Annotated in this window: 22 protein-coding genes; 7 read left to right on the top strand and 15 right to left on the bottom strand. The window is 65.6% G+C overall.

Annotated features, from left to right (window positions below; genetic code table 11):
* The 3 genes from EET13_RS24770 to ygfZ all read right to left on the bottom strand — a co-directional run.
* The coding region (locus EET13_RS24770) for a PE family protein (RefSeq protein WP_136623246.1) at positions 1–607 on the bottom strand (607 nt) is incomplete at its 3' end.
* A 443-nt stretch (positions 608–1050) separates the two neighbouring features.
* Positions 1051–1233 (bottom strand): DUF3073 domain-containing protein, encoded by a 183-nt coding sequence (locus EET13_RS24765; protein WP_122444738.1) that lies wholly within the window; start codon positions 1231–1233, stop codon positions 1051–1053.
* A 157-nt stretch (positions 1234–1390) separates the two neighbouring features.
* Positions 1391–2482: a CAF17-like 4Fe-4S cluster assembly/insertion protein YgfZ gene (gene ygfZ, locus EET13_RS24760; protein WP_122444737.1), complete on the bottom strand. Its 1092-nt coding sequence runs from the start codon at positions 2480–2482 to the stop codon at positions 1391–1393.
* A gap of 102 nt (positions 2483–2584) precedes the next feature.
* Here ygfZ and EET13_RS24755 point away from each other — a divergent pair, with 102 nt between their 5' ends.
* On the top strand, positions 2585–3487 hold the full coding sequence (locus EET13_RS24755) for an aminodeoxychorismate lyase (RefSeq protein WP_122444736.1): 903 nt from the start codon (positions 2585–2587) through the stop codon (positions 3485–3487).
* 241 nt (positions 3488–3728) lie between these two features.
* Here the strand turns inward: EET13_RS24755 and EET13_RS24750 are convergent, their stop codons facing one another.
* The 8 genes from EET13_RS24750 to lmeA form a co-directional block, all read right to left on the bottom strand.
* Positions 3729–5240, bottom strand: coding sequence for a sensor domain-containing protein (locus tag EET13_RS24750; RefSeq protein WP_122444735.1), 1512 nt, complete (start codon positions 5238–5240; stop codon positions 3729–3731).
* Positions 5241–5348: 108 nt separating this feature from the next.
* A complete protein-coding gene (locus EET13_RS24745) occupies positions 5349–7760 on the bottom strand; it encodes a hypothetical protein (RefSeq protein ID WP_244604099.1) in 2412 nt (803 codons plus the stop codon).
* A gap of 120 nt (positions 7761–7880) precedes the next feature.
* Positions 7881–8489, bottom strand: coding sequence for a heme-binding beta-barrel domain-containing protein (locus EET13_RS24740; RefSeq protein WP_244604101.1), 609 nt, complete (start codon positions 8487–8489; stop codon positions 7881–7883).
* A 195-nt stretch (positions 8490–8684) separates the two neighbouring features.
* A complete protein-coding gene (locus EET13_RS24735) occupies positions 8685–8987 on the bottom strand; it encodes a DUF1416 domain-containing protein (protein WP_122444733.1) in 303 nt (100 codons plus the stop codon).
* A gap of 1 nt (position 8988) precedes the next feature.
* On the bottom strand, positions 8989–9831 hold the full coding sequence (locus EET13_RS24730; RefSeq protein ID WP_122444741.1) for a sulfurtransferase: 843 nt from the start codon (positions 9829–9831) through the stop codon (positions 8989–8991).
* 23 nt (positions 9832–9854) lie between these two features.
* On the bottom strand, positions 9855–10337 hold the full coding sequence (locus EET13_RS24725; RefSeq protein ID WP_122444732.1) for a DUF4395 domain-containing protein: 483 nt from the start codon (positions 10335–10337) through the stop codon (positions 9855–9857).
* Between the two features lie 99 nt (positions 10338–10436).
* The gene (locus EET13_RS32965; protein ID WP_425293724.1) at positions 10437–10526 is read right to left on the bottom strand and encodes an Ms5788A family Cys-rich leader peptide; all 90 of its coding nucleotides are present in this window, start codon (positions 10524–10526) and stop codon (positions 10437–10439) included.
* A 96-nt stretch (positions 10527–10622) separates the two neighbouring features.
* Positions 10623–11423, bottom strand: coding sequence for a mannan chain length control protein LmeA (gene lmeA, locus EET13_RS24720; RefSeq protein ID WP_122444740.1), 801 nt, complete (start codon positions 11421–11423; stop codon positions 10623–10625).
* 923 nt (positions 11424–12346) lie between these two features.
* Here lmeA and EET13_RS24715 point away from each other — a divergent pair.
* From EET13_RS24715 to pstB, 6 genes are all read left to right on the top strand, one after another.
* Positions 12347–13111 carry a winged helix-turn-helix transcriptional regulator gene (locus tag EET13_RS24715; protein WP_244604098.1) on the top strand — a complete coding sequence of 255 codons (765 nt, stop codon included), beginning with the start codon at positions 12347–12349 and terminating at the stop codon, positions 13109–13111.
* Positions 13108–14052 carry a mycothiol synthase gene (gene mshD, locus EET13_RS24710; RefSeq protein ID WP_122444730.1) on the top strand — a complete coding sequence of 315 codons (945 nt, stop codon included), beginning with the start codon at positions 13108–13110 and terminating at the stop codon, positions 14050–14052. Before EET13_RS24715 ends, mshD begins: the two co-directional genes overlap by 4 nt.
* A gap of 118 nt (positions 14053–14170) precedes the next feature.
* Positions 14171–15295: a phosphate ABC transporter substrate-binding protein PstS gene (pstS, locus tag EET13_RS24705; RefSeq protein WP_122444729.1), complete on the top strand. Its 1125-nt coding sequence runs from the start codon at positions 14171–14173 to the stop codon at positions 15293–15295.
* Between the two features lie 72 nt (positions 15296–15367).
* Positions 15368–16393, top strand: coding sequence for a phosphate ABC transporter permease subunit PstC (gene pstC, locus EET13_RS24700; protein WP_122444728.1), 1026 nt, complete (start codon positions 15368–15370; stop codon positions 16391–16393).
* The gene (pstA, locus tag EET13_RS24695) at positions 16390–17304 is read left to right on the top strand and encodes a phosphate ABC transporter permease PstA (RefSeq protein WP_122444727.1); all 915 of its coding nucleotides are present in this window, start codon (positions 16390–16392) and stop codon (positions 17302–17304) included. Before pstC ends, pstA begins: the two co-directional genes overlap by 4 nt.
* A gap of 15 nt (positions 17305–17319) precedes the next feature.
* Positions 17320–18096 (top strand): phosphate ABC transporter ATP-binding protein PstB, encoded by a 777-nt coding sequence (gene pstB, locus EET13_RS24690; protein ID WP_122444726.1) that lies wholly within the window; start codon positions 17320–17322, stop codon positions 18094–18096.
* An 11-nt stretch (positions 18097–18107) separates the two neighbouring features.
* On the opposite strand, the gene phoU is transcribed toward pstB, so the two are convergent.
* From phoU to EET13_RS24670, 4 genes are all read right to left on the bottom strand, one after another.
* Positions 18108–18776, bottom strand: a complete 669-nt coding sequence (gene phoU / locus EET13_RS24685) for a phosphate signaling complex protein PhoU (RefSeq protein ID WP_023367957.1) — start codon at positions 18774–18776, stop codon at positions 18108–18110.
* A 44-nt stretch (positions 18777–18820) separates the two neighbouring features.
* Positions 18821–20983 (bottom strand): LCP family protein, encoded by a 2163-nt coding sequence (locus tag EET13_RS24680; protein ID WP_244604097.1) that lies wholly within the window; start codon positions 20981–20983, stop codon positions 18821–18823.
* Between the two features lie 153 nt (positions 20984–21136).
* On the bottom strand, positions 21137–22270 hold the full coding sequence (gene dusB, locus EET13_RS24675; RefSeq protein ID WP_122444725.1) for a tRNA dihydrouridine synthase DusB: 1134 nt from the start codon (positions 22268–22270) through the stop codon (positions 21137–21139).
* Positions 22271–22276: 6 nt separating this feature from the next.
* Complete coding sequence (locus EET13_RS24670; RefSeq protein ID WP_122444724.1) at positions 22277–23293, bottom strand: acyl-ACP desaturase; 1017 nt, start codon at positions 23291–23293, stop codon at positions 22277–22279.
* Between the last annotated feature and the right edge of the window lie 66 nt (positions 23294–23359).

The following is a 23359-nucleotide window of genomic DNA, read 5'->3' as shown; positions in this document are numbered from 1 at the left end:
GACCCCCCGCTGCGGCCGCGGCCCCACCGGACCCACCGACACCGCCATTGCCGTACAGCCACCCTCCCGCACCGCCGGCGCCACCGGCTGCACCGGCCCCACCGGCGCCCCCAGCGCCTCCATTGCCGATCAACCCCGCGGCTCCACCAGCACCACCGGCGACCCCCGCGGTCGTGCTGGCACCCCCATTGCCGCCGTTGCCGTACAGCAAGCCCGCTGGCCCACCGGGTTGACCCGGCGCGCCCGGTGTGCCATCACCAATGAGCGGACGCGCCAACAACGCGCGGGTCGGGGCGTTGATCGCATCGAGCACCAGCTGCTGCACATTGACCGCTTCGGCACCGCCATACCCGTTGCCTGCGGCCACCAGGGCCCGCACAAACTGCTGTTCAAAGGCCGCAGCCTGGGCGCTGAGCACCTGGTAAGCCTGCCCGTGGCTGGCAAACAACGCCGCCACGGCCACCGACACCTCGTCGGCAGCAGCAGGCGCGACCGTCGCGGTCGCCCCTGCCACGGCCGCGTCCGCAGCATCAACCGCCGACCCCACCCGGGCCAAAACGGCCGCTGCCTCTACCATCCACACCGGTTGGGCCACCACAAACGACATCGCACGCCTCCGTTCGACGGCCACCACGCCGGAATCAGACGTCCCGAGTATGACAGCAGATACTCACTCGGAATCCCCCATTTCGTCGCACGGGTAGTGCGAATCGACCGGATTGCAAACGGCGATATCTCTTCGTTGCCTGCGTGCTGCTCAGGATGCCCAGATGCTGCTCAGGATGATAGAGCCGAATTCTTATCGGCGTCGCGTGGCAGAGGGACAACAACACGGACAACGTCCTCGCCGGGGACAGATGGCAATACCCGCACCCCGGTTTACCAGTTCACAGGCTCACTCGCACCTTCGGTTAGAGGCGGATCAGCCCCACCGAATGGATCATCGGACCAACCGGCTCTATCGCCGGGGATTCCTACGGATATTTGTGAAATCAGCCGACGGCCCGCACGGCCACAGAACCAGGGAAAAACCGGGGCGTGGGTGCGCCGCTAGCGGCGCCAGCTCTCATCCTCGTCCCACGAGTTTTCGACGTCGTCGTCGACGTGGTCGGATGCATCGGCACTTCCTCCCGACAGCTCACGCTGAAGCCGCTGGAAGTCGGTCTGCGGGGAGCTGTATTTAAGTTCTCGAGCAACCTTGGTCTGCTTTGCCTTAGCCCGGCCGCGGCCCATGGGGGAACCCCCTCGCGAAATAACGGAGCGGCCTACGAGTAGGCGGCTCCGATCTCTTAGTGTCGTTATTGTCCTGCCGACAGCTTACCGTGCCCTTGCGTGGGCGTGGGCACACCCTGCCACCCAAGTCCCGACAGCATGGCGGACGTCACAGGTTTCACCGAACACCGCGTCGCAACCGCTCGACGGCCAGTCGCCCGGCGCCGAGTTCCCCGGCAGGCGGCAAGGACTCGGCGTCGATCACCGCGGCGATATCGGCGTCGGGGCCGGTTGTCAGCTCGGTATCGGCGGGCAGCCCCCGCTTGACCAAAGCCAACGCGACCGGGCCCAGGTCGACGTGCTCGACGACCGTTCCGATGCGTCCGACGGCGCGACCACCCGCCATAACCGGATTGCCGGTGGACGGGCGATCCCCCGAGCCGTCCAGATGTAACAGCACCAGCATCCGCGGCGGTTTGCCGAGGTTGTGCACCCGGGCAACGGTTTCTTGTCCGCGGTAGCAGCCCTTGTCGAGGTGCACGGCCCCCAGCCCGGGCCCCCCGATCCAGCCCACCTCATGGGGAATCGTGCGTTCGTCGGTGTCGACTCCCAGCCGGGGGCGGCGGGCCGCCACACGAAGTGCCTCGTAGGTCCACACCCCGGCCGGTCGGACACCGGCTTGCGTCAAGCGGTGCTGCCAGTCGGCGCGGTCGGCGCGCGGTACCAGCAGGTCCAGTTCGATGTGCCCGGCGGGAGCCGGCATCCGGCGCAGAAATCCGCCACCAGCGACCGGCGCCGCGGCCGTGTCGGCAGGCAATGCGTCCAGGCCCACCGCGTCCAGTACCGCCCGATCGGACAACCGCGGGCCCAGCAGCGACAGCACCGCCAGGTCGGCGACATCCGGGGTGACGTCGGCCCAGAAGACCATCTTTCGCAGGTAGTTCAGCAGCGGTTCGCCGCGCCACGGTTCGGTGTCGAGGTAAGTGGTGCCACCCAATTCGGTCTGGATCCAGTGATCTTCCACGCGGCCTTGTCCGTCCAGGCTGAGATTCTCGGTGCTGGCACCCTCGGGCAGCTCGCTGACATGCTGCGTGGAGATGCTGTGCAGCCAGCTCTGCCGGTCCTTGCCGGTCAAGGCGATGACGGCCCGATGGGAGCGGTCGACGAATACGGCATCGATCTCGGCCGCACGCTGTTCGCCCAGCGGGTCACCGTAATGCCAGATCGCGCCGGCGTCGGGTCCTGGATCCGGGGCGGGAACTGCGCTCACACGTCGACTCTACGGAAAGACCCTCCGGGCACTCGAGTCTCCCAGTCTCCGGGCCGAACGGGCATCAAACCCACCGGTGTCAGGCCACTAGGCTCCTGTGTCATGGCTGGGTATCTCGGCGTTGTCGTCACGCTCGACGGTGAAGTCCTGACGCCGGCGACGCCGTTGTTGCGGGCCGACGACCTGGCCGCGGTGCGGGGAGACGGCGTTTTCGAGACGCTGCTGGTGCGCGATGGTGCGGCGTGTCTGGTGGAAGCGCATCTGCAGCGGCTGACCCATTCGGCCCGGCTGATGGATCTGCCCGAACCGGACCTCACCGGCTGGCGGAACGCCATCAATCTCGCCACGCAGCGATGGGTTGCCGGCACCGGCGACGAGGGTGCCATGCGTCTGATCTACAGCCGCGGCCCGGAGGGCGGTCCAGCGGGTGCCTCCGCGGCGCCCACGGCCTATGTGATGGTCAACCCGGTACCCGAGCGGGTCGCAGCGGTCCGGCGTTCCGGCCTCGCGGCCGTCACCTTGGACCGCGGTTTGCCGGCCGGCGGCGCCGACGCAATGCCCTGGCTCATGGCCGGCGCCAAGACGCTGTCCTACGCGGTCAACATGGCAGCCCTGCGCCACGCCGCCAGGCAGGGCGCCGGCGACGTCATCTTCGTGAGCTCCGACGGCTACGTCCTCGAAGGACCGCGCTCCACGGTGATCATCGCTACCGACGACGGCACGGCCGGCGGTAACCCGTGCCTGCTCACGCCGCCGCCGTGGTATCCGATCCTGCGCGGCACCACCCAGCAAGCCCTCTTCCACGTGGCCCGCGCCACCGGCTACGACTGCGACTACCGGGCGTTGCGAGTTTCCGATCTGGTTGCCGCCCAAGGAGTTTGGCTGGTGTCGAGCATGACCCTGGCCGCTCGCGTGCACACCCTCAACGGCCGGCGACTACCCCCTGCCCCGATCGCAGCGGCATTCGCCGAACTGGTCGACGCGGCCATCGTCGGCGACCGCTGAAGACGCCAATTCTGTTGTCGGCAGCTCGAAGTGAGGGTACGGTCAGCCGTACACAGGAAAGGAGGTGGTCCGCGAAATTGATAGCTTCATGGACATGTGAGGTGGCTGCGCGCTAGCTGCATGGCTCGGAAGAGCCGGCGTTCAACGCGCGCTGGCGAATCCCACGTAGCCACCCGGCCCCCGAGTTTCCGGTCTGTCCAACCGGATATGCGCTCGGGGGCCGCTCCATATCCAGCCGGTGTTACTTCGCCGCTTTGGTGCTCATCTGTTCGGCGATCTGGCCGGCTCCGTCAGCGATGTCGGTGCCGCAGGCCTCCACCTCGATGACCACATCGGAGACTGCCTTCAGCACATGCTGGCAGGCCTTGCCGCTGCCGCCGGTCTCGGTGCGAACCTGGGCGATCCTGGGGGAAGCCCCGGTCACATCCCCGAACGTCCATTCGCTGGTTTTGGTCGAACTGGTGAATTTGACGGTCTGGTTAGTGCAGGCTGCCCATTTGTCTGCGGACGCCTGGACGAATGCCCGAGCCTTCTCCGCCGACGGGAAGACAGCTGCGGCTTCGATCACTCGGTGCGCCGGGTTCTCGCCTTGGGTGTGCAGGACCTGGCTGCGCACCTCGGTAGGGGAATGCGGGCGATACACCGACTCCTGGAGGGGTTCGTAGGCCGCGATGCACGCCGCTTCTGACAGCGTTCCCTGCGGTGTGCGCAGTTGGTCGCCGTGTGCGGAGACCAACATGTTCTGGTCGCCGAGAATCTGTCCGACTTCTGCGGCGCCGAGCAGCATCGGTTCGATCCGGGATGCGGCCGCCGGAGCGGCTGGAGCTGTGGAACCGCCCGGCTTGGCCGCTGGCTTACGACCGCCTCCCTGGGTGGCGAACACCGCGATCAGCGCGACGGCGATAACGACGGCCACGACGGCACCGCCGATGACCAGGAGCCGCTTGTTGGACTGCCCGGTGGCGCTGCTTGGCGTGACCGGCGCCGGTGCCGGCCGAGACGGGGTGCTGGGTGTGGGGGCGGCCTGGGCTGCCGGCGCCGGACTCGGTTGCGGTTTGGCCTGCGGTGTCGACGATGCGCCGGCCGGGCCCGCTTCGACGGCGCCGATTTCGGCCAGCACATTGTCGATTTCGGTGCGGGTGCGGTAGGTGACGTCGTGTCGCATCCGCAGCATGCGCAGCAGCTGCGCGATGTCGCTGCGAGCGCTCGGATCGTCGCCGTCCTCGTCGAGCCCGGATCGAAGCTCCACCAGCATTTGGAGCTGTTGTTGGGGGCTGAGTTCTTTTTCGGCAAGGGTGTCACCCAGCCGCATCAGGTAGCCGAACGGTACGGGTGGTTCCTCGGGCAGCGGCGACGGCAGCGGCGGGACCTTGTCGCGAAGGGCGTGGATCGCCGTGACCAATTGGATGCCGGCGTCAACGGTCGGGTTCTGGTAGTTGATGATCTGCAACGTCGAGACGGGATTGACTCGCACACTGTCGACCGGCCCGACCTGCACGGGAAGGATCGGCCGCTGCAGGGCTTGGGCGTAGCGCAATTCGGCCTGACTGGGTTTGGACTGCAGCCAGTGATTCGACAGCGCGACGATGAACACGTCGCACCCGCGGATCTGCTCGAGGATCTTGCTCCACCAAGCGTCGCCGCCGCCCAACTCCTGGTCGAACCAGACTTGCTGCTGGGCGCGCCGAAGCGCGGTCGTCAAGCCTTCCAGCGACGACCGGTCTTGGCTCGAGTAGCTGATAAATATGGCCATTGCACTCTCCGATTGAGGGGCTCAGGGAGCTAACACGGCGAATCCGTCATGCGACGGTAGCGCATGGTCTTCACCGCAGCAATCTGGCTTCGGCAAACGTGTGCTGGATCATGACATGGGTTGGTGCCGGTCCGGTTTGGTCGCGGCGCTGTGGCTGCCGCCGTCGGCGATAGGCCCCGTCGGCGCATGAAATTCGGCGTAGCGGCGGGCGAATTCGTCCCCGGGAACCGGCCATTGTTCGCCGTCACTGCCGCGGACCACCCAATCTCCGTCCGCGGCGGTCGTCGGCCCTTCCAGGGTGTGGATCGTCTCACCGGCGTGAGCGGGCCGGGCTTGTACTCGTCCCTTCCGGCGCCATTGTCCGTTGCCGACGTCCTCGTAGGTGGCCCGGAAGATGTCGTCGCGCACCGACCAGATTTTCCCCTCGGCTTGCACGGCCCAATCGCCAGCGTTGGCCCGCATGGTGTGCCCGGAATCCGACTGCCACCTCCACGGGACGTTTCGTTGCTCGGCGCCGACCGTCCCGACACGAGTGAATGACCGCCACAACGGGCGTGACCGGTAGCCCAATTGGCGCAGGCTCCACAACGTGGCGGCCAGGCTGCGCACCGCGGCGTTGAGCATGTCGGGATTGCTTTCCACCACCGACCAGTCGACCAGCTTGTCGTGGATCCTGCGGGAATCGTCGCGCGGGGTCCCGTACTTCCAGCCGTTGCGACGGTAATAACGACACCAGTCCTCGTGTTCTGCCCTGGCCATGCCCAGCGCCGAGTCGCGGTCGAAGCCCATCAGCGCGAGCTGTTCCAGCGCAGGCAGATCAGCCATGTCCCGCCCGGACAGCTGGACTGCGGGGCAGCCCCAGGTATTCCAGGTGTGTCCGGCGATGCGTTCGACCATCCATAACGCGTTGCGCACCTGGCGCCGGTTGGATCCGCGGTAGAACTCGTCGAGTTCGGCCCACGGCCGGGCAGCCGGTGATCTGGGTGCGTTCGGGTCGATGGTGGCGACATAACGCTCGTGGATCAGCCTGGCCGCGCGTTCCCAGGCGTCTTGGACCTGGCCCTGGCGAGTGTCCAGGGCCAGGCTGTAGGTCTGCAGCAGGCCGACGATCTGCGAGGAATCGTCGGTGCCGCGGGCGTTGGGATCCCAGGCGTAGACGGGCATCGCCGGCAGGCGGGCCCCCAGCCTGGTTCCGGTCGCGGTGGAATGGGTGTCGACCAGGATCACCGCGCAGGTCGCCGGGTCGGCGTCACCGATCAGCCGCAGCAGAGTCGGTACCGTCGGCGCCTCGGGAACCGCGTCGATCCTCGGACCCTCGGACAAGAAGCCGGCCTGCTGGCGGTAGAACTGGTGATCCTTGAGGTAGTCCTCGGCGTCTCTTTCCACCAGCGTGAGCGCCGGCAGGGGTGGCACGCCGGGCGGGGTGTAGAAGTCGCGTTCGAGGGCCCGGCGAGTCAGGTCGGCGCACAGCGCCAACGTCAATTGCGAAGTGCCGCAGACAAATACGCGCTGTATGTTGGGCGTTGCGATGATGCCGTCGAGTAGTCGGCCGGCGGTGACCTCGTACCGGCCGACCACGTCGGCCGCCCATCTGGTGTCGGATCCGCCGAACTGCTGGGCGCGCCATGCCTCGGCCAGCCACGGATCGTCGATGCGAACGATGAGCGGTAAGCGCTGCTTGTCGCCGATCTCGGCGAGCCGACGACCGATCAGGTCAAGCCACATCAAGTTGGTCGCCGGATCGGGCGACATCAGGTAGAGCCGCCCTAGATGGCGCCACAGTCGCAGCGACACCAGGGTCGACGGTGCGTTGAGGTCGACCAGCACCACCCGGGCGCCCAGCCTGCGAACCCGCTGCACCCGGTCGTCGCCGGCGTTGGTGATCACCACCAGGGTGCTGCGCCGGTCCAAGGTCCGCGCGGCGGCGCTGATCATCGACTCGGTGTCGTCGTCGACACCGACGATGGCGGTCACCGAGTCGGCGAGGTTGGCCCGCAGCCGGTCCACCTGCGAGCGGAAGACGCCGACGACGACCCCGCCCAACCCGGTGAAGATTGCCGACAGCGCCGCGATGCGGGCCAGTTCCAAGCCGACAGGTGTGGGATTGGGGCAGGCTCGCCCGCTGAGCGAGGTGTCTCCGGTGCTGCCTTTGACCAGTTGGGCGGTCCACATCAGCGGGGTGAAGACAGCCGGATGGTTGGCGTCGTGACAACCCCAGTACGAACTGAGGCCCAACACGGCGCTCATCGTGATGAGCAATGCGATCACGGTGAACGAAACGCCCACCAACCTGTGGCTGGCGTTGCCCCGGAAATTCAGCACCGAGACGGCGATCAGCACCGCCACCACGACCGCGATGGTTGCCATCGATCCTGGCCGGCCGAACCAGCTCAGCCCCGGCGGCAGCACATCGAGAATGGCGGGCTGCAGGGCTACCACGGCGAGATAGGCGATCAACAGCACCCCGATCACCGACACGACCCATCGAGCCACCGGCGAGGGCGTCCTGCTGCGCGGCATCCGTCGGCTCCTTTCGTTCGTATATCGGCTGTTCGGTCGTCGAACAGTACACGCAGAACCGGAGGCCGAAGGCAACAAATGAGCCGGTTAGCGTCGGCGGGTCAGGCCGGGGGCCAACGCTTAGCCGACAAATCTGGTCAGGCGCGCCGACAGATGCGGCACCAAGCCGCCGTCGGCGTCCACCCGCTCCTCGACATAGGCGAGGTCGCCGCCCTCGACGATGCCGTAGAGCCGCTTGGCCCCGCCGACCAGCACGCCGGAGCGGCTCCGGGCCAGCGCGTCGGTCACCAACTCCCAGGACGACTGGGTGCGCGGACGGCCGTAGAACAACTCGACATAACCAGCGGAGTGGGCCAGCAGTAGCTCGATCGCCTGCGACTCGCTCGGGTCGTCGGGATCGCTAACGAAACGCCAGAAACCCGTCTCGCGCAAACCCGGCTCGTGGTATTCACCGGTGTCGGTGAGACGCCACGACCGGGCTTCCCAATTCAAATAGTCGCCGCCGTCGTGCGACACCACGATCTGCTGGCCGAAGCGGTAGTCGCCGTCGTGTCCGCGGCCCTCGCCTTCCCCGCGCCACACACCCACCAGCGGCAGCAGTGCCAGCAGTGCGTCGTGCAGGCAGGCGCCTTGGCGCAGGTTGGCGGTGTCGGCGGGTAATGGCAAATCGTCGAAGACGGGAATGTTGCGGGCCGCGGTCAGCTTGGCACGTTCCGCTGCTTGAAACATTCCGGCGACGGCACGGTCGCCGGAGCCCGCTCCCGGCCGATGATGGCCGTCGTCGGAGGTCACGATTCGTCGGTGATCAGCCGATACAGCGCGTACAGCGCGAACCAGGAGATGACCACGGTCGCCAGGACCAGCATGATCTCGAAGAACAGCACCACGCGGATGAGTCTATCCGGGATCCGGCTGGCGCGGCCGTCAGGCGATCTTGACGTCGACCTCGTGAATGCCCGCGCCCGACGGTCTGACCACCGCGTCACCGTTGCCGGCTTTCGACAACGCGCGCACGGTCCAGGAGCCCGGCGCGGCAAAGAACCGGAAGTCGCCGGTGGCCGACGCGACCACTTCCGCGGTGAACTCGTCGGACGAGTCCAGCAACCGGACGAAGGCGCCGCCCACGGCCTGGCCGTCACGATCCACGACGCGACCGGTGATCACTGTTTCCTTTTCCAGGTCGACGCTGGCAGGCAGCGTCAGTCCTTGCTTCGGCGCAGTGCACATATCAGTTTCCCAACTCGATCGGGGCACCCACCAGGGAGCCGTATTCCGTCCAACTGCCGTCGTAGTTCTTGACGTTTTTGTGCCCGAGCAATTCGTGTAAGACGAACCAGGTGTGCGAGGACCGTTCCCCGATCCGGCAGTACGCGATGGTCTCTTTTGCGCCGTCCAGGCCGGCATCGGCGTACAACTGGGCCAACTGCTCGTCGGACTTGAAGGTGCCGTCTTCGTTGGCGGCCTTGCTCCACGGCACGTTGATCGCGCCGGGAATATGGCCGGGTCGCTGGCTTTGTTCCTGCGGCAAATGCGCCGGCGCCAGGATCTTTCCGGAGAACTCGTCGGGGGATCGCACGTCAACCAGGTTCTTGGCGCCGATGGCCGCGATCACCTCATCACGGAATGCACGGATGGCATTGTCCGGCGGGGTCGCGCTGTAGGAGGTCGCGGGCCTGGTCACGGTGTCGGTGGACAGTGGACGGCCGTCGAGTTCCCACTTCTTGCGGCCGCCGTCGAGCAGCTTGACCTTTTCGTGGCCGTACAGCTTGAAATACCAGTACGCGTAGGCGGCGAACCAGTTGTTGTTGCCGCCGTAGAGGATCACGGTGTCGTCATTGGCGATGCCGCGGTCGCTGAGCAACTTGGAGAATTGCTGGGCGTCGACGAAGTCGCGTTTGACCGGGTCCTGCAGATCGGTGCGCCAGTCCAGCTTGATGGCACCGGGAATGTGGCCGTCGTCGTATGCGCTGGTGTCCTCGTCGACTTCGACGAAGACGACGTTGGCGGCTCCCGAATTGCTGAGATTGCCCTCAGCCCAGTCGGCAGAGACCAGGACGTCGGAGCGTGCCATGGTGGGGATCCTTTCGATTTTCGTCACATCAACAGTGAGGCGGGAACGGCACCGGGCCGCAGGCGGGCCAGCAGGAGGTAGAGCTGGCAGCCCAGGCAGATACCGAAGGCCGCATTCAGGAAGGCGGCCGCCAGCGCGAACGACGTCGCACCGACACCCACCGCTACCGGGCCGACAGCGAAGCCGGCGACGCCGTAGACCGCGAACACGAATCCGACCAATTGGGCAAACTTCAACGGCGGCAAGGCTGCTCGTTCACACACCGGTCCCAGCCGGGGCGACACAAACGTCGAGAACAACAGCCCGTAGGGATGCCGGCGAGGCCCGAGTGCGGCGCCGACAGCGAACACGACGGCCTGGATGCTCAAGGCGACTGCGCCAGCTGCCGGGCTGACAGCAGAGATGATCAGGACGAGCCCCAGGACCGCCGTCGTCAGCCACGCGGCGAATCGCGGCCCACGAACGTCCACACCCGCCACACGGGCGGGGGCGGTCTTGCTCTGCACGAATTGCTCCTAGATACGCCTATTGCACGGAAAAGGTGGGAGATACGCCGCGGTGGGTCTCCGAGGCTGCTCCGAGCGCTGCGCGGATGACGCGGCTACTCAGCAGCTACAGCGACAGCAACAGCCCGCGATCCGGCACAGATCAACTGTGCGGCGCTTGGTGAGCTTGAGCTCGAGGTGGGCTGACACGTCGGTCAGCTTACCCAATGACGTAGTGATCAAGCCAACAGCATCGTCGAGGGCGGGCGGCCGCGGTTGAGCTGCCGTGGGGCGTCGATGCGGTGATCATGACTGTCTGAACCCGGTGAGCGCGACGGTCACGTCGTAGGTGATGCCTTCGATGATGACGTCCGACCCGCGTGCCCCCACGGTGTTGGGCGCCACCCCGAACGGCAGCTTCTGGTTGGGCAGCCTGCTGCTGAAGGCGTGCAGCACCGCCGCCTGCTTGTCGTCGGGTACGGGTTGGTCCGCGGTGTCGGGGCCGGTTACCACGCGTGTCGGCGTGATCACCAGGGTTTCCTGGTTCTGGGGATCGATCGACAGGTCCACCGACACACTGACCCGATGGTCGAAGTCGGCTGACTTCGGTGTGCCGCTGAAGACGAGCCCATGACTTCCCGATATGCCCGACTCGGTGGTGCCACCGGTGGCATCGTTGCTCTCCTGCTGCGGGGCCTGCACCATCAGATCGGTGATGCCCAGGTAGTGGCCCAGATGCATGGAGTCGATGATGATGCGGCTTTCCAGCTCGTGCATCGACAACTTCGCGTCGGGCTGGATCAACCAGGACGCGTGAGACAGATCGATGGCGTGCATGGTGGCCTCGAGCGTGGCTTTGCCCACTGCCGAGTGGTCGATGGCGTAGGCCTTGATCTCCAGCTCGTGGTATCGATCTCGCATCGCCTGCGGGATGAACGGGAATCCCAGGATGGCAACGAAAGGATCAGAACCCAGGTTCGCAGCCTTGCGCACGCTGGTCGAGAGCCGATATTCGGCATAAATGCTGGCGCCGAAGTCGACGCCGACAACGCCGAGGACGACGACGGCCACGGCAGCGACGCCGATCAGCAGCTTGCGCATCCGGATATTGTGGCCTATCGCCCCGGCGCCATCGCTGGCCGAGCTTGCAGGCGCCGCTGTCCACCGCTTTTCACGGCCGTATCTCGATTTGACCTGCTGGCGACCGCAGCTGCGGTTGAGCCGGCTGCAGCGCCGGGGTTTCCAGGTGTCAACGAGACAGCGGTCACCTGTGCCTCTGGTGTCGGCGGTACCTAATGCGTCCGGCTTGGAGCGATAACCGCCGCGCTTGGCTGCGCGCCCCTTGTCGGAGAGCGTTGAGGGCGCTACACCCCCGCGTGAAGAGATGGAGGCGGTGCGGTTGGGTCGACGGCTGGCGGTGTCGAGTGTGCGTTGGCGGTGGCCAGTGTGCGTTGATGTCGCCGAGTGTGCATTGATGGCGCCGACTGTGTCGTCAGGGCGGCCGATCGCGCGTGGAGCCGCCCTACACGCACAGTCAAAGCCCTCGCCGCACACTCGATACGGCGGCGTGGCCGCCAATTCGGTGAGTGCGTGAGAGTTTCTCCCGAACGCCTGCCATCACAAGAGGTTCGAGCCTAGGCGCGGTATCGGCCCGCCGAGAATAGGGCCAAGGTGTTCCGTGGGTGTCCAAGGTCATGGTCAACGGTCGAATATTGTCGTGACCTGGGCACCAACACAGATCCCGCTCGCCGGCTGGGGCAGATGGGGCGAATGTGACATGGCGCGGCGCCTGGTGCCAATTTCGCAGGCCGCGTCGTCGTATTTGGCCGACTCGTCAGCAGGCATAACCTGCCTCGGCGCTTTCGGTGGCTAAGGCTGGGCTTGACTTGCCCGATTCGTCGGCAGGCGTACCCTGCCTCGTCATCGGGCGAAAGACCAGGTGGCAAGTTATCGTTAGATGATCTGGCCGCTATAGTCACCGGTTGCGCTGAACATGGGAGATGCCTTTCCCCCGACGCTGGAGGGGATCGTTGGAATTACTACTGTTGACCTCGGAGCTGTATCCCGACCCCGTTCTGCCGTCGCTGTCGCTGCTTCCCCATAACGTGCGGACGGCCCCGCCGGAGGCTTCGTCGTTACTGGAGGCCGGTAACGCGGATGTGGTACTGGTCGACGCACGCAACGACCTGTCGGCTGCGCGCGGTCTGTGCCGTCTGTTGAGCACAGCGGGGCGGTCCGCACCGGTACTGGCCGTGGTGACCGAGGGCGGACTGGTGGCAGTCAGCGCTGACTGGGGACTGGACGAGATACTGCTGCCCAGTACCGGACCGGCTGAGATCGACGCCAGACTGCGCCTGGTGGTTGGCCGGCGCGGCGGTCTATCCGAACAGGAGGGCGTCGGCAAGGTCAGCCTGGGTGAACTGGTGATCGACGAAGGCACCTACACCGCGCGGCTGCGCGGCCGACCGCTCGACCTCACCTACAAAGAATTCGAACTACTGAAATACCTTGCTCAACATGCCGGACGAGTTTTCACCCGCGCGCAATTGCTCCACGAGGTATGGGGATACGACTTCTTCGGAGGCACCCGCACGGTCGATGTGCACGTCCGACGATTGCGCGCCAAACTCGGCCCCGAGCACGAAGCCCTGATCGGCACCGTCCGCAACGTCGGTTACAAGGCGGTGCGGCCTGCGCGCGGCCGAACCGTTGCCGTCGAGCCCGACGACGAAGGCCCAGAGCCTGACCGCGCCGATTACCAGGACCCGCTGGTCGACCCGCTGCGCAGTCAGTGACGCCGGGGGAGTGGTGTTTGGCGCTGACTGACGATCAGCAGCGGAAAATCCGCGAAATGATCGCGGCGGCAACGGCATTCGATGGGGTGACGCCGGTCGGTGAGCAGGTGCTGCGAGAGTTGGGCCACCGGCGCACGCAGCACCTCGTTGCCACCGATCCTCGCTCAGGCAACGCGATCATCGGCTATCTCAATCTCAGCCCGACGCGCGCCGCCGAGTCCGCGATGGCCGAGCTCGTCGTGCACCCGCAAGCCCGGCGTCGCGGTTACGGAAGCGCGCTGGCCCGCGCAGCGCTGAAAAAGACTCATGGGCAAAACCAATTCTGGGCCCACGGCACATTGGAGCCCGCCCGGGCCATGGCCGCCGCGCTGAATCTGTCCCCGGTGCGCGAACTGGTGCAGATGCGCCGCTCGTTGCGCGATATCCCCGAACCGACGATCCCCGAGGGGCTGCGGATCCGCACCTACGCCGGCCCGACCGATGACCCGGAATTGCTCCGGGTCAACAACGCCGCGTTCTCATATCACCCGGAACAGGGTGGCTGGACTCAAATGCAGCTGGCCGAACGGCGCAGCGAATCGTGGTTCGATCCGGCGGGCCTGTTCCTGGCGTTCGACGCTTTCGCGGGCCACGACGCCAGACTGCTCGGCTTCCACTGGACCAAGGTTCACCAGGACCGGCCCGGCCTCGGCGAGGTCTACGTGGTGGGTGTCGATCCGTCGGCCCAGGGGCGCGGTGTCGGTAAGACGCTGACTTCGGTCGGTCTGAGCTCGTTGGCGCGGCGGCTGGCCGCCGCCGACGGTGCCGAAGAGCCCACGGTGATGCTGTACGTGGAGTCCGACAACGTTGCAGCCATGCGCACCTACCAGAGCCTGGGGTTTGTCACCTACAGCGTCGACACGGCCTACGCCCTGGCCGGCGCCGATCCGTCGTTCGCCTGACGATCGCCAACCGGCATGTTCCGGTAAGAAGAATAGTTAGTGGTTGACTTGGCAATTCGTCTTAGAGACGGCCGTGCAGCGCCGCAATCGTCGAAAATGCGTTCAGGGAGCGAGAGCGATGAGGCTCGACACGGTAGGCAGGGCACTAGCGACGGCGGTGGCGACCCTCACCGCTTGTGGTGGAGGCCTCACCGCATGCGGTAGCGATGAAAACCTCGGTAGCTCGTCGGCGACCGGCCACGCAACACCTTCGGGAAGAACCGACTGCAGCGGTAGAGATGCCTTGACCGCAGAGGGATCGACCGCTCAGCAGAATGCCATGGCGTTGTTCAACCAGGTGTGGAGCCAGGCATGTCCGGGCAAGAAAGTGTCCTACAACCCGACCGGCTCGGGCGCCGGTCGCGAGCAGTTCATCGCCGGCCATGTCGACTTCGCGGGATCGGACTCGCCTCTGGTCGCCGAACAGATCGGACCGGCGGCCAACCGCTGCAAAGGAAACCCGGCCTGGGATCTGCCGCTGGTATTCGGACCAATTGCCTTGGTGTACAACCTCGCTGGCGTAACCAACCTGGTCCTCGACGCCGATGCGATGGCCAAGATCTTCAGCGGCACCATCCGGGCGTGGAACGACCCGATCCTTGCGGCTCTCAATCCTGGTGTGGCGCTTCCTGATACCACAATCATCCCCGTGTACCGCAAGGATTCCTCGGGAACCACGGACAACTTTCAGAAGTATCTGGCTGCCGCCGCGCCGCAAAGCTGGAGCCGGGGTGTCGGCGGCGAGTTTCACGGCGGTGTCGGGGAAGGCGTCGAAAGGTCGGCCGGGGTGATCCAGGCCGTACGGGCCACGCCGGGTTCGATCGGTTATGTCGAGAAAGGCTTCGCGGATCGGGCTGGCATACCGTTCGCCCAGGTGAACAACGGCAACAGCGTCGTAGCGCTGACCGAGGAAACGGCTCGCAAAGCCATCGCCGGCGTCACGTTTGCGGCCAGCGGAAACGACCTTGTACTGGAACTGAATTCGATTTTTACCGTCCAGGACCCGGGCGCCTACCCATTGGTACTGGCCACCTACGAGATTGTGTGCTCAAAGGGATACGAGCCCGCCACCGCGGCCGCGGTCAAGGCATTTCTCACCACCGCGGTCAACGACGGTCAGAGCGGCCTTCCATCAGCCGGCTACGTTCCGGTGCCAGATAAAGTGAAAGAACGCCTGGTCACCGCCATCGACGCCCTGCAATGACTGTTTGACCACGGACCACGCTGATGGAGACGAGCCAACAAGCACCGCAGTGACAGGATCGACGGAAACCCAGTGACAGTGCCAAACCCAGCCGAGGCGGGCACGATTGTCGCTGCGCCATTTCCAGAGCCGCCGACCACAGCCATCAACCCGTGGGGCAACGGCAAACCGAGTCTCGGAGACCGGCTGTTTCGCCGGCTGTCGCAGGGATCCGGCGTCTTGATCATCGTCTTGATTGCCGCGATCGGCGTGTTCCTGCTGTGGCGCGCGATACCTGCACTGGCGCGCAACAAAGAGAATTTCTCGACCTACGGCGGAGTGTGGAAGACCGCCGACCCGTCGGCGATGCACTTCGGAATCCTCGATCTGTTGAGGGTGACCGTGTTCGTATCGCTGTTCGCTCTGTTGCTGGCCATGCCCGTCGCGCTGGGCGTCGCGATCTTCTTGACGCAGTATGCGCCGCGACGGTTCGCCGCGCCGCTGGCTTACCTGGTTGACCTGCTGGCCGCGGTGCCGTCGATCATCTACGGCGTGTGGGGCTTGCACGTGCTGGCGCCGCGCCTGCGGCCGGTCGCGACCTGGCTCAACCACACCTTGGGTCGCTGTTTCTTGTTTGCCGGCGGCAATACGTCGATCGACGGTGGGGGCACCGTCTTCACCGGTGGCATCGTCTTGGCGGTAATGATTTTGCCGATCATCGCCGCGGTCACGCGCGAAGTTTTCGCCCAGACTCCGCACGGTCAGATAGAGGCGGCGCTGGCGCTGGGTGCCACCCGCTGGGAGGTCGTCACGACAACCGTGTTGCCGTTCGGACGGTCCGGATACATCAGCGGCGCGATGCTGGGCCTGGGACGGGCGCTGGGGGAAACCGTGGCGCTGCTGATCATCTTGCACGGTACCCAGGAGGCCTTCGGGTGGTCTCTGTTCGACGGCGGTTCGACCTTCGCCACCAAAATCGCAGCCGCCGCGTCGGGGCTCGACAACCCTTACCAGGCGGGCGCCTACCTGGCCGCGGGACTGATGCTCTACCTGCTCACCTTCGCGGTGAATGCCGCCGCACGCACTGCCCTGACCGGAGCCCGAAGGGCCGGCCGATGACATCCATGCTGGACCGGCCCGTCAAGGCGCGTGCACTACCCATGCTTGGGCGGCGTCGTCGAGTCACCAACAAGCTCGCCGCCTTGCTGGTGACGCTTTCGATGACGATCGCACTGACACCCCTGGCGTGGGTGCTGGGTTCGGTATTGGTCAACGGGCTGCGGGCTGTGATGTCGAGCACCTGGTGGACGCATTCGCAAGCGGGGATGACGTCGTTGAAAGCCGGTGGCGGTGCCTACCATGCGATCGTCGGCACGCTGTTGCAGGGCGTGGCGTGTGCGGCGATATCCATCCCGATCGGCGTCCTGGTGGCCATCTATCTGGTCGAATACGGCGGCACCAGCACACTACGCACGCTGGTCTCATTCATGGTGGACATCCTCAGCGGCGTGCCTTCGATCGTGGCGGCGCTGTTCATCTACGCGCTGTGGGTCGCGGTCCTGGGCTTTCCGCGCTCCCAGTTCGCGGTGTCGCTGGCGCTGGTGTTGTTGATGCTCCCGGTGATCGTGCGGGCGACCGAGGCCATGTTGCTCATCGTTCCGGTGGATCTGCGTGAGGCCAGTTACGCGTTGGGAGCACCCAAGTGGAAGACGATCGCGCGGATCGTGATCCCGACCGGGCTGTCGGGCATCGTGACCGACATCCTGCTGGCCTTGGCCAGGGTGATGGGGGAGACGGCGCCGCTGCTGATCCTGGTGGGTTATGCACAGGAAATGAACTTCGATGTATTCAGCGGATTCATGGGAACGCTGCCGGGCATGATGTATGACCAGGCAACGACAGGCGCCGGCATCAATCCGGTCCCCACAGAGCGGCTGTGGGGTGCTGCGCTGACACTGATGTTGCTGATCGCGATGATCAATATCGGCGCCAGGGTGGTCGCCGCCATCCTCGTCCCCAAGAAGTCGTAGGCAGGAGCTTTCAGAGTGGCCAAGCGGTTGGACCTCAAGGACGTCAACATCTATTACGGGGCGTTTCAGGCCGTCGCCGATGTTTCCTTGTCGATTCTGCCTCGCAGCGTGACCGCATTCATCGGCCCGTCGGGGTGCGGCAAAACCACGGTGCTGCGCACATTGAACCGGATGCATGAGGTGGTCCCGGGCGGGCGCGTCGAGGGCACCGTGCTGCTTGACGACGAAAACATCTACGGGCCCGGCATTGACCCGGTCGGCGTGCGGCGGGCGATTGGCATGGTTTTCCAGCGGCCCAACCCGTTTCCCGCGATGTCGATTCGCGACAACGTGGTCGCCGGTTTGAAGTTGCAGGGCATGCGCAACCGCAAGGTGCTGGACGAAACCGCCGAATATTCACTGCGCGGCGCCAACTTGTGGGATGAGGTCAAAGACAGGCTGGACAAACCCGGGGGCGGACTGTCGGGCGGGCAGCAACAGCGGTTGTGTATCGCACGGGCCATCGCCGTCCAGCCCGACGTGTTGCTGATGGACGAACCGTGCTCGGCGTTGGATCCCATCTCCACGATGGCGATCGAAGACCTGATCAGTGAACTGAAGCAGGACTACACCATCGTCATCGTCACGCACAACATGCAGCAGGCCGCCCGGGTGAGCGATCAGACCGCGTTCTTCAATCTGGAGGCCGTGGGCAAACCGGGACGCTTGGTGGAAATCGACGACACCGAGAAGATCTTCTCCAACCCGAGCCGGAAATCCACCGAGGATTACATCTCCGGCAGATTCGGCTAGCCGCGCGCGAATCAGCGCGAGTGCGGTGTCGTTTCGTCTTCGGGAAACCTCCCGGTCGCCTGGAAGATCACGCGTCGCGCCACTTCGACGGCATGGTCGGCGAAGCGTTCGTAGAACCGGCCCAGCAATGTCACGTCGACCGCGGCTGCCACGCCGTGCTTCCATTCCCGGTCCATCAGCACGCTGAACAGATGCCGGTGCAAATCGTCCATCGCGTCGTCTTCTTCGCGGATCCGGGCCGCTTTCTCCGGGTCGCGGGACAACACGACCTCCTGGGCGCTGTTGCCCAATTCGACTGCGACTCTGCCCATTTCGGCGAAATAGCCCTTGACCTCTTCGGGTAGCGCATGCTGCGGGTGCCGCCGGCGGGCGATCTTGGCGACGTGCAGGGCAAGAGCGCCCATCCGGTCGATATCGGCCACCATCTGGATAGCGCTCACGATTGCCCGCAGATCACCGGCGACCGGAGCCTGCAGGGCCAGCAGGACGAACGCGCTCTCCTCGGCCCGGGCGCTCAGCGTTGCGATCTTTTCGTGGTCGGAGATCACCTGTTCGGCCAGCACCAGATCGGCCTGCAGCAAGGCTTGGGTTGCCCGCTCCATGGCGATGCCGGCCAGCCCGCACATCTCACCGAGCCGCTCGGACAATTCCGAGAGTTGCTCATGGTAAGCGGTTCGCATGCGATAAAGCCTACGTTCTCAGCGACCGATGCGCCGTGAAGCGCCTACTCGCAAGTGGTGTCGGCAGCGTTGGTGACCGTCAGATCCTCGGGCAGCTTGGTCGGCGGGGTGCTGGAATTCCGGCTGATCTGCATGCTCACCGACGAGCCGCTGGGCGGCGGGGCGGTCACCGAACTGAAATCCGGGCCGAGGACCACCTGAACGACGTGTCCGATCCCGGTGACCCGCTCGACTTTCGAACTGCCGAACGCCGCGGCCACGGTCGCCGCGGCCTGCTCGTTGCCCGGGGAGAAAAACACCGTGGTGGCCTTCAACGAACTCGGGTAGTCGTCCGGCGTCATCACGTTGAAGCCGTTTCGCGTGAGCTGGTTGGCGGCGGTGGCGGCCAGGCCGGCGGTGCCGGTTCCGTTGGAGACCTGCACCGTGATTTCTTGCGGCGACGTGGTGATCACCTGTTCGCGCTGCACCTCGCCGGTGGTGTTCGGCGGGGGCACCTTCTTGGTCGTGGTCGGCGCCGTCGTCGGCGAGTTCCCCAATGTCTGTGCGTTGTGGTCGTTCTCCAGCGGCAGCGGATCGTCGTTGATGATGGCGGCGAACAGCGCTTTCATGTCGGCCGTCCGGGGCGGTTCGTCGCCGTTCTGGTCTGTCACGCCGGTGGGGACGGTGACGAACGTGACGTGGCCGGCCGCCATGTGCTGCAACGACTGGCCCAGCTGTACCAGATCCTTGGTCTTGACGTTGTCCACGTAGCTGTTGCCGATGAACATGTTGACGACGTTGTTGAGCTTATTGAGGTTCATCAGCGTGTCTTCGGAGATCAACGAACGCAGCAGTGAGGACAAGAACAACTGCTGGCGTTTGATGCGGCCGTAGTCACCATTGCTCTCGGTGGTGACTTGGCGGGCGCGCACATAGTTCAACGCGGTCGGCCCGTCGATGACCTGCCGTCCGGCGTGTTCGAGCACCGTGCCTAATTCATAGTCGCGCAGCGGCGTGGTGCTGCACACCTCGACGCCGCCGAGGGCTTCGACCATCCGGGCGAAACCGACGAAGTCGATCGCGATGAAGCGGTTGATGCTCAGGCCGGACAGCTTCTGGATGACCTTCACCAGACACTTGGGCCCGCCGAAAGAAAACGCCGAGTTCAGCTTGGTCTCGGTGTAGACCATTCGGGGACCCCACGTCCCCTTCTTCTCGTCGTAGATCGGCCCGTACTTGCCGGTGTCGGGGTTCCAGGCCTCGCACTGGATCGGGGTGATCGCCAGGTCGCGGGGAAACGACACCGCCACCACTCGTTTGCGGCTCGCCGGGATGTTGACCAGCATCACGGTGTCCGAGCGGGCACCGCCGGCGTCCTCGGTGTCGCCGGCACCGATCTCGGCGTTCGCGCCCGCGCGCGAGTCCATGCCGACGATCAGGAAGTTCTCGTCGCCGTACTGGGCGTTGGGATCAACGATGTCGCCCGAGTGCGGGTCGAGCGCGCTTACCGTGTTCAGCCGCTCGTTCTTGGATGCGCTCCATTGCCATGCGCCGCCGGTCAGGACCAGCGCCAGCACGGCGAACATGGCTGCCAGTGACCGCGCCGCCAGCAGCAGCGGGCGCCCGCCCGAACGCGGCTTCTCGCTGCGGGTCTTCTGGGTCCTGCGGCCTTTGACAGCGGGCACCCGCGCCGACTCGGGCTCGGGGGTCTCGGGTCCGCAGGCTTCCGGCGCGAAGCCGGCCGACCCGAGGTCGGGTAGCTCGGAGAAGAGTTCGAACGAGTACGCCGGAGTGACGATGACCTGGGTGTCCAGTTGGTCAGCGTCGTCGTCGAAGACCTCCGGGTCCACCGGGGAGGGCTCCGCGGGCTCCGAGATGGGCTTGGGGTCGGCAGCGCTGTGGCGATGTTTGGAACGGGCGGGCGTGGGCGCGCCGAGTTTGGCGATCAGTTCGGCGACGCTGACGCCGCCGTTGACGTGACAGCCGACGGGCGGGTGATCTGCGGCCGGCGAGGCTGCACCGTGGTCAGGGCCGCGATGGTGAACCCCGTCGCCGGGGGACGTCCCCGACCAGCGAAGCAGTCCGTCTTCGGGCAGCGGTGGGAAGTGCCGCTCCCACGGCGCGGCGCCTGGTGCCGGCGGTGGGGTCGGGGTAAGCCGTAGGGCGTCACCGCCGCAGCCGGACACAGGCCGAAGATCAGGAGTGGCGTCTTTGTCGCCGTCACTCATGTCCTACCGGCCTCCGAAAAGTAACGATCCGGACATCGGGGTTGCCCGTGCGCACACGTCGGCGCAGCGCCAAGTCGACCAGCGCCGCGCAATGCATAAAGCCCACATGGTACTGATTCGTCGGCGCAGACGCGATCTCGGGAGAGTTTCGGTTCAACCACCAGAATGCATGACGTCGGCTCCGTCGGGCACCCGGCAGTCGTCGGCGTCGTCGAGCCAGCCGTCGGGAAGGGCCACCCGCGCCGGCGAACCCTGCCGGCCTCGCGGGCCGTTGCCGGCACTCGGGAACGGGACGCTGCCGTCCAGCCCAGCCAGCAGGTCGTCGAGTTCGCTCAACGTCTTGACCAGCGCTAACGCCCGGCGGACGCCGGATCCGGCCGGGAACCCATGTAGGTACCAGGCGATGTGCTTGCGGATATCCCGCATCCCCTTGTCCTCACCGAAGTGTGCGGCCAGCAGGGCGCCGTGTCGGCGGATGACGTCAGCGACCTCACCGAGCGTGGGCGGGCTCGGAGTGGGGCTGCCGGTGAAGGCGGCTGACAGCTCGGCGAACAGCCACGGCCGGCCCAGGCAACCGCGGCCGATCACCACGCCGTCGCATCCGGTGGTGGCCATCATGGCCAACGCGTCGCTGGCATCGTAGATGTCCCCGTTGCCCAGCACCGGGATGGTCGTGACCTGCTGCTTGAGCCGGGCGATCTGGTCCCAGTCGGCGGTGCCGGAGTACCGTTGCGCGGCCGTCCGGGCGTGCAGCGCGACCGCGGCGGCACCTTCGGATTCCGCGATGCGGCCGGCGTCCAGATGGGTGTGGTGAGCGTCGTCGATGCCGATGCGGAATTTGACCGTCACAGGTATCCCGGTGCCTTCGGTGGCCCGCACTGCCGCCGCCACGATCTGGCCGAATAGCCGCCGCTTGAACGGTAGCGCCGCCCCGCCACCGCGCTTGGTGACCTTGGGCACCGGGCACCCGAAATTCATGTCGATGTGGTCGGCCAAGCCTTCGTCGGCGATCATTCGCGCCGCCGCGTAGGTGGTGTCGGGGTCGACGGTGTAGAGCTGCAGCGAGCGGGGCGATTCGTTCGGGGCGAACGTCGTCATGTGCAGGGTGACCGGATGCCGCTCGACCAGCGCCCGGGCCGTCACCATCTCACAGACGTAGAGTCCGCTGACCGTCCCGGCCTTGGACTGTTCTAGCTCACGACACAGCGTCCGGAACGCGACGTTGGTCACACCGGCCATCGGAGCCAGCACAACCGGGCTGGCAAGCTCGATCGAGCCGATGCGCAACGCGCACTACCGCCCGGTCATCTTCAGGGTGCCCTTGGTGCTGAGCACCTTCCGGGCAGTCATCCGGTCCGCCATCCGGGCCTGGCGCTCGAGGTAGCGCTGCTTGGATTCCTCGAATTTGTCGCACTCGGCCTCGAGTTCGTCCATCAGCTTGGCGAGGTCGTCACGCATCTGGGCGGCCTCGCCGGTGAAGTCCTCGCGTTCGAAGATGCGCCACTTCTTCAGCACCGGTTTGACGACCTCGTCGAGATGGATGCGGATGTCGTAGACGCCGCCCACGGCGATGATCACGGCCTTGCGGCGAAACTCCGGAACCAAGAACCCAGGCATCTTGAAGTGACGCAGGATCAGGTGCAACGACTTCATTGCCTGGTTGGGTGCCAGGTCAAACGCGGCTTCGCTGACGTCGCGGTAGAAGATCATGTGCAGGTTCTCGTCGGCGGAGATCTTGGCCATCAGCTGGTCGGCCACCGTGTCGTTGCACGCCTTGCCGGTATTGCGGTGCGAAACCCGGGTTGCCAGCTCCTGGAAACTCACATAGATGACGGAGTCGGTGACGCTTTCGGCAAAGTACTCGCCCTGGTGGTTTTGGCCGGGGCTGAAGCCGCGGTTGACCACCTCGAGACGAAGCTTCTCCAGCTCGACCGGATCGACCGATCGGGTCACGACCAGGTAGTCGCGCAACGCGATGCCGTGGCGGTTCTCCTCGGCGGTCCAGCGGTTGACCCACTGCCCCCAGGCGCCGTCCATGCCCATGTTCATCGCGATCTCGCGGTGATAGGACGGCAGATTATCCTCGGTCACCAGGTTCTGCACCATCGCCACCTGGGCGACGTCGGATAACTTGCTTTCCTCGGGGTTCCAGTCCTGGCCGCCGAGGGCGTAGTAGTTTTTCCCGTCCGACCAGGGGATGTAGTCGTGCGGGTTCCAGTTCTTGTGCATGCTGATGTGCCGGTTGAGGTACTTCTCAACAAAGGGTTCAAGTTCGTGCAGCAGCTGTAGGTCCGTCAGCTGGGCTGACATGGCGCCCTCCAGTTATCTGTGTCTAGGGGTTGCACTCAATATATCTGTGTCCTTCGGTATCAACAA

It is taken from the genome of Mycobacterium attenuatum, assembly GCF_900566085.1.
GTDB classification, from domain to species: Bacteria; Actinomycetota; Actinomycetes; order Mycobacteriales; family Mycobacteriaceae; genus Mycobacterium; species Mycobacterium attenuatum.
This window is presented reverse-complemented; position numbering and strand designations above follow the sequence as displayed.

What these genes read in the sequence shown, in the direction of transcription:
- EET13_RS24765 (WP_122444738.1), bottom strand. Translation starts at nt 1,233, where the DNA reads ATGGGCCGCGGCCGGGCTAAGGCAAAGCAGACCAAGGTTGCTCGAGAA.
- EET13_RS24755 (WP_122444736.1), top strand. Translation starts at nt 2,585, where the DNA reads ATGGCTGGGTATCTCGGCGTTGTCGTCACGCTCGACGGTGAAGTCCTG.
- EET13_RS24750 (WP_122444735.1), bottom strand. Translation starts at nt 5,240, where the DNA reads ATGGCCATATTTATCAGCTACTCGAGCCAAGACCGGTCGTCGCTGGAA.
- EET13_RS24745 (WP_244604099.1), bottom strand. Translation starts at nt 7,760, where the DNA reads ATGCCGCGCAGCAGGACGCCCTCGCCGGTGGCTCGATGGGTCGTGTCG.
- EET13_RS24740 (WP_244604101.1), bottom strand. Translation starts at nt 8,489, where the DNA reads ATGTTTCAAGCAGCGGAACGTGCCAAGCTGACCGCGGCCCGCAACATT.
- EET13_RS24735 (WP_122444733.1), bottom strand. Translation starts at nt 8,987, where the DNA reads ATGTGCACTGCGCCGAAGCAAGGACTGACGCTGCCTGCCAGCGTCGAC.
- EET13_RS24730 (WP_122444741.1), bottom strand. Translation starts at nt 9,831, where the DNA reads ATGGCACGCTCCGACGTCCTGGTCTCTGCCGACTGGGCTGAGGGCAAT.
- pstS (WP_122444729.1), top strand. Translation starts at nt 14,171, where the DNA reads ATGAGGCTCGACACGGTAGGCAGGGCACTAGCGACGGCGGTGGCGACC.
- pstA (WP_122444727.1), top strand. Translation starts at nt 16,390, where the DNA reads ATGACATCCATGCTGGACCGGCCCGTCAAGGCGCGTGCACTACCCATG.
- phoU (WP_023367957.1), bottom strand. Translation starts at nt 18,776, where the DNA reads ATGCGAACCGCTTACCATGAGCAACTCTCGGAATTGTCCGAGCGGCTC.
- EET13_RS24680 (WP_244604097.1), bottom strand. Translation starts at nt 20,983, where the DNA reads ATGAGTGACGGCGACAAAGACGCCACTCCTGATCTTCGGCCTGTGTCC.
- EET13_RS24670 (WP_122444724.1), bottom strand. Translation starts at nt 23,293, where the DNA reads ATGTCAGCCCAGCTGACGGACCTACAGCTGCTGCACGAACTTGAACCC.